This is a genomic window from Anaeromyxobacter sp. SG66 (genome assembly GCF_022690805.1).
Taxonomy (GTDB): domain Bacteria; phylum Myxococcota; class Myxococcia; order Myxococcales; family Anaeromyxobacteraceae; genus Anaeromyxobacter; species Anaeromyxobacter soli.
Window position 1 is genome coordinate 1 of record NZ_JALCZC010000164.1, and the last position, 5,921, is coordinate 5,921.

The following is a 5,921-nucleotide window of genomic DNA, read 5'->3' on the forward strand; positions in this document are numbered from 1 at the left end:
GACCGGAGCGGCGACCGCCTCCGCGGAGGCGCGCGCCGCCTCGTCGGCCCCGGCGGCCGGCTCGCCGATGGCGAGCGGCGCCTCCTCGGCGATGGGCACCGGCGTGGCGGCCGGCGGCTCGGAGGACACGGCGCGCGCGCGCGCCTCCTCCGCCTCCGCCTCCTGCTCGGTGGGCACCTCCGGCACCTCGACGCGGTGCTCGCCCTCGGTGAGCTCGAACTCCTCGGAGAACTCGGGATCTCCGTAGACGTCCCCGACGTACAGGAACGCGGCCTTGTCGAGCCCGATGTCGACGAAGGCGGCCTGCATGCCCGGGAGCACGCGAACCACCCTGCCCTTGTAGATGTTGCCGACGATCCCCTTCTCGCGCTTTCGCTCGAGGTAGTACTCGTGGATGGTGTTGTTCTCGACGAGGGCGACGCGAGTCTCCGCGCCGGCCGCGTTGATCACGAGGATGCTGTTGCCCGCCATGGCGATGGTCCTCTCTCGCCCCGGGAAGGCGCGGGGAGAGCGAGGCCCGTCATCACGATGGGCCGCGACCGCGAGCGTCCGGGCGGTGCCGGGCGTCTCGGATCGGCTGTCGAGCTTCCGCTCAAAGCGTCGCGCTCCTCGCGCCCGGCGGCCGCGGTTCGTCGCGGCGCTGCGGGGCGCGCTGTAGTTCAGGCGTCCAGGTAGCGAGGCGCGCGCGGCTGACGGCCAGAATCCTGACCCTCGCCCGCCCTCGCGAAGCTGACGCCTTCCTTCAAAACCTTCACTCCCCTGGGCGGCTCCCCGTCGCCGAAGATCGCCGCCAGCACCTCGGCTGGCTTCGCGCTCCCGGAGGGATCCGCCCGCAAACTGAACGCGACCGTCCCCGGGCCTTCGACGGCCAGGTGGGTCACAATTTCTTTCAAGTCTATCTCTCTTCCCTTCATCTCCGCGACCTTCTGTCGCCGACGCCCCCGGCTCTTGGGGGGGGGCGCCCGGGTGACGACCGCCTGGTCGGCCTCCCCGAACCCCGCCACCCGATCCGAAAGGGTCACCTCATCCCAGCCATCCCCCTCGAACTCCACGCGATAATGGACGGCGCGGAGTGATTCGGAAATCGACGGCGCGCTCGCCTCCACCCGCTGGGCGTCGAGCACCTCGAGCCCCTTCGGCAGCTCCGGAGCGAGCCGGGCGGCGACCTCGGCGGGGTCGAGCTCGCCGGCGAGCTCGAGATCCATGAACTCCGCCTGGCTCTCGACGCCCACGGCGAGCGCCGGGCCGAACGAGACGCGCGGCTTCGGGTGGAAGCCCTGCGAGTAGACGACCGGGAGCCCCGCGCGGCGGATGGCGCGCAGGAGGGTGTGCATCGTCTCGAGGTGCGAGAGCGCCACGAGCCGGCCGAGCTTCGCCCAGCGGACGCGCACCCGCGTGCGGAGCGCCGGCTCGGGCGGGCGCGGCGGCCGGGGCGGCTCGGGGACGTACTCGCTCGCCTCGTAGGTCCGGTTCTTCACGACCTCGTAGTCGCACGCGCCGCACACGCTGCACGGGGCGAGCACGCAGTCCTCCACCTCGGCGAGGTTCCGCGCCGCGGCGAGCTGCTTCGCGAGGTAGGGCTTCGTCACGCCGCAGTCGATCCGGTCCCACGGCAGGACCTCGTCGAGCCGGCGGCGGCGGTGCGCGAACCAGTCGAGGCCGACGCCGTGCTCGCGCTCGCACGCCTCGAACGCGGCGAGCCAGCGTCCCTCGTCGAACCACTCCGACCACCCGTCGAGCCGCTGGCCGCTGCGGTAAGCGGCGAGCACCGCCGTCGCCACGCGACGGTCGCCCAGAGCGAGGGCCCCCTCGATGGACGACTGGCGCGAGTCGTGCGGCTTGAACTGGATCGCGCCGTTCCGACCGCCGAGCGCGGCGGTGATGAGGGCCTGGCGCCGCCGGGTCTCCTCGGGCGGGATCATCGGCTCCCACTGGAACGGCGTGAAGGGCTTCGGCACGAACGTGGAGGCGCCGAGGTGGATCGCCGCCGAGCCCTGCCCCTTCGGCAGCGCCCGGCGCGCCGTGGCGAGGCACCTCCTCGCGAGCTCCGCGATCGCGACGACATCCTCGTCCCGCTCCTCGGGGAGCCCGATCATGAAGTAGAGCTTGAGGAGCGACCAGCCGTTCTGGAACACCGACTCGACGGCGCGGAGCAGGTCCTCCTCGCGGTTGCCCTTGTTGATGACGGCGCGCATCCGCTCCGTCGCGGCCTCGGGCGCGAGCGTGAAGCCGGTCTTCCGGATCCGCGCGATCTTCTTCGCGAGCGAGTCGTTCATCGTCTCGGTGCGCAGGGACGGCAGGCTCATCGCGATCTTCTCGCCCTCCCAGCGGGCGAGGAAGTCGTCGAGCATCCCGTTGAGCGGCGCGTAGTCGCCCGACGAGAGCGACAGGAGCCCCACCTCCTCGTAGCCGGAGGCGTTCAGCCCCGTCTCGGCGAGCCGCAGGACCTGCTTCGGGTCGCGCTGCCGGGTCGGGCGCGTGATCATGCCGACCTGGCAGAAGCGACAGCCGCGGGTGCAGCCCCGCTGCAGCTCGATGGGGAGCCGGTCGTGGATCGTCTGCATGAACGGCACGAGCGGCCGCGTGTACGCGGTCGTCGGGAGCGCGTTCAGGTCCGGCATCACCCGCCGCTCGATCTTCTCGTAGCCCGGCACGAGGGGCTCGAGCTCGACGAGCGTGCGCGTCGCGGGGTCGTAGCGGGGGCGGAACAGCGACGGGACGTACACGCCGGGGATGCGCGCGAGCCTGCGGAGCAGCTCCGCGCGCGAGGCGCCGCCGCGCCGGAACCCGCTCTCCGCGACCGCGTCGGCGATCTCGAGCGCGACCTCCTCGCCCTCGCCCACGGCGAAGCAGTCGAAGAAGTCGGCCACGGGCTCCGGGTTGAAGGCGCAGGGGCCGCCGCCCACCACGATGGGATCCCCGTCGCCGCGCTCGCGGGCGTGGAGCGGGATGCCGGCGAGGTCCAGCATCGCGAGCACGCTCGTGTAGGCGAGCTCGAACTGCAGCGTGACGCCGAGCAGGTCGAACGCGCGGACGGGCGCGCGCGACTCGAGCGTGAAGAGCGGCACGCCGCGGGCGCGGAGCATGCCCTCCATGTCGGGCCAGGGCAGGAACACCCGCTCGCAGGCGATCTCGGGCCGGTCGTTCAGCAGGTGGTAGAGGAGCCGGAACCCGAGGTTGGACATGCCGACCTCGTAGGTGTCCGGGAACGCGAGCGCGAAGCGCACGCGCGCGGCGGACAGGTCCTTGGTGACGCTGCCGAACTCGCCGCCGACGTAGCGGGACGGCTTCTGCGCGACGAGCACGAGCTCGTCGAGCGCGGACGGGAGGTTCGCGTAGGGGGTCGTCATGGTTCGCCGGGCCGCGGGTTCGAACCGCGCCTCGCCCAACGTCGTGTGGAACTCCCGGATCCGACTGACGAATCCGGCAGGGCTGGCGTTCGTAGCACACCCGCGCCGCCGGCGGCAACGCTCGAGGCGAAGGTCCGGCCGGGGACGCGCCCGCCCCGACGGCGCCTCGAGAGGCCGTGAACCGATCCCCTCCCGGCGCCTCGACGCTCTCAGCGGCGGACGGAGAAGGGCCCGAGGTCGCCCGCGTGCGGCCTCCAGGAGACCTGGACCCCTTCGACCCGCGCCGCCGGCGGCCCCCGCCCGCACCAGCGGACGAGCGCCTCCACCTTCGCGCGCTCGCCCTCCGCCTCCGCCTCGACGCGCCCGTCCGCCACGTTCCTCACCCAGCCGTGGATCCCCAGCCGGCGCGCCTCGTCCACGGTCGCCTGCCGGAACGAGACCCCCTGCACGTCCCCGCTCACGAGGATGTGCGCGCGAACGAGCTCGGCCATCACTCCTCCAGCATCCGCAGGAACTCCGCCTCGCCCACCACCTTGACCCCGAGCGACTGCGCCTTCTCGAGCTTCGAGCCGGCGTCCTCGCCGGCGACGACGAGATCGGTCTTGCGCGAGACGCTGCCCGACACCTTGCCGCCGCGCCGCTCGATCTCGGCCTTGGCGTCGTCGCGGCTCATGGCGGCGAGCCCGCCGGTGAGGACCACCGATCTCCCCGCGAACGGGCCGCGGGCCTCGATCGCCTCCTGCGCGGGCCTCACGCCCGCCGCGAGGAGCCGCTCCACCACGCGCCGGTTCTGCGGCTCGGCGGTCCAGGCGCGGATCTCGCGCGCGGTCTCCGGGCCGACGTCGCGCACCGCGAGGAGCTCCTCCTCGCTCGCGTCCATGAAGCGCGCGAGGTCGCCGAAGTGGCGCGCGAGCGTGGCCGCCGTCGCCTCGCCCACCTGCGGGATCCCGAGCGCGAAGAGCAGGCGGCGGAGCGTCGTGTCCTTCGAGCGCTCGAGGGCGTCGAGCATGTTCTGGGCGCTCTTCTCCGGGAGCTCGGCCTTCGCGTCCCGCTCCTCCTTGCGCGGCCGGCTGAACAGCTCCTGGAAGGCGCGGAAGGGGACGCCGTACAGATCCGCGAAGTCGCGGACGAGGCCGCGCTCGACGAGCCCGGCGGCGAGCTTGTCCCCGAGCCCGTCCACGTCCATGGCGCGGCGCTGGGCGAAGTGGGTGAGCCGCCCGACGAGCTGGGCGGGGCAGGCCGCGCCGGTGCAGCGGTAGACCTTCTCCCCCTCCTCGCGGACCACCTTCGCGCCGCAGACCGGGCACGCGGTCGGGAACGTGAACGGGCGCTCCTCCCCGGTGCGCCGCTCCTTGAGCGGCATGACGACCTCGGGGATGACCTCGCCCGCGCGGCGCACGAGGATCCAGTCTCCCTCGAGGACGTCCTTGCGCCGCATCTCGTCCTCGTTGTGCAGCGTCGCGCGGGACACCATCGCGCCGGAGAGCCGGACGGGCTCGAAGTCCACGACCGGCGTGAGGATCCCGGTGCGCCCCACCGAGGCCCAGATGCGCCGGATGCGCGTCGCCTCCTCCTGCGGCGGGTACTTGTAGGCCACCGCCCATCGCGGGAACTTGGACGCCGCGCCGAGCCGGCGCCGCCAGTCGAGGTCGTCCACCTTCACCACGACGCCGTCCGTGTCGTACGGGAGCGCGAAGCGCCCCTGCGCCATGCGATCGCGGTAGGCCTTCACCTCCGCGATGCCGTCGCAGCGCGCGTTCGCGGGGTTCGTCTCGAAGCCAAAGCGCCCGAGCGCCTCGATCTTCTCCATGTGCGTGCGCCAGGCGCCCGGCGCGGCGCGCGCGCCGCCGGGCTCCGCGCCGGGCACGAGCGCCTCGTAGGCGATGAAGGAGAGCGGGCGGCGCGAGGTCACGCGCCAGTCGAGCTGGCGGAGCGACCCCGCCGCCGCGTTGCGGGGGTTCGCGAACGGCTCGCCGCCCGCGCGGAGGATCTGCCGGTTCATCGCCTCGAAGTGCTCCTTGAAGAGGAGCACCTCGCCGCGCACCTCGACGCGCGGCGGGACCTCGCCGAGGAGCCGCTCCGGGATCCCCCGGTTCGCGCCCGTGCGGCCGACCGTGCGCAGGTTCGGCGTGACGTCCTCGCCGTTCACGCCGTCGCCGCGGGTCGAGCCCTGGACGAGGCGGCCGCGCTCGTACACGAGCTCGACCGCGAGCCCGTCCAGCTTCGGCTCGGCGACGTAGCCCACCCGGACCTCCTCGCCGAGCCCGAGCAGGCGGCGCACGCGCGCGTCGAACTCGTCGAGCTCCTCGTCGGCCTGGATGTTCCCGAGCGAGAGCATGGGCTCGCGGTGGACGACCCGCTCGAACCGCTCGCTCGGCGTGCCCGACACCCGCTGGGTCGGCGAGTCGGAGGTGGCGAGCTCGGGGTGAGCCGCCTCGAGCTCGGCGAGCTCGCGCACGAGCCTGTCGTACTCGGCGTCGGAGAGGACCGGTCGATCGAGGACGTAGTAGGCGTGATCGGCGGAGAGGATCCGCGCGCGGAGCTCCGCGGCGCGGACGGCGGCGGCGTCCC

Annotated in this window: 3 protein-coding genes and 1 pseudogene; all 4 read right to left on the reverse strand. The window is 73.3% G+C overall.

The features are described from left to right. Positions 1 to 471, reverse strand: a pseudogene (locus MNZ39_RS22775) (ribonuclease G); the annotation flags it as partial. Positions 472 to 659: 188 nt separating this feature from the next. Further along, positions 660 to 3,350, reverse strand: a complete 2,691-nt coding sequence (locus tag MNZ39_RS22780; protein ID WP_242341391.1) for a TIGR03960 family B12-binding radical SAM protein — start codon at positions 3,348 to 3,350, stop codon at positions 660 to 662. 209 nt (positions 3,351 to 3,559) lie between these two features. Continuing rightward, complete coding sequence (locus MNZ39_RS22785) at positions 3,560 to 3,841, reverse strand: acylphosphatase (protein ID WP_242341392.1); 282 nt, start codon at positions 3,839 to 3,841, stop codon at positions 3,560 to 3,562. Further along, positions 3,841 to 5,921 (reverse strand): NAD-dependent DNA ligase LigA (gene ligA / locus MNZ39_RS22790; protein ID WP_242341393.1); only part of this gene is annotated, 2,081 nt, incomplete at its 5' end. The genes MNZ39_RS22785 and ligA, both read right to left, overlap by 1 nt.

Coding starts and splice junctions, on each gene's coding strand:
- MNZ39_RS22780 (WP_242341391.1), bottom strand. CDS start 3,350: ATGACGACCCCCTACGCGAACCTCCCGTCCGCGCTCGACGAGCTCGTG.
- MNZ39_RS22785 (WP_242341392.1), bottom strand. CDS start 3,841: ATGGCCGAGCTCGTTCGCGCGCACATCCTCGTGAGCGGGGACGTGCAG.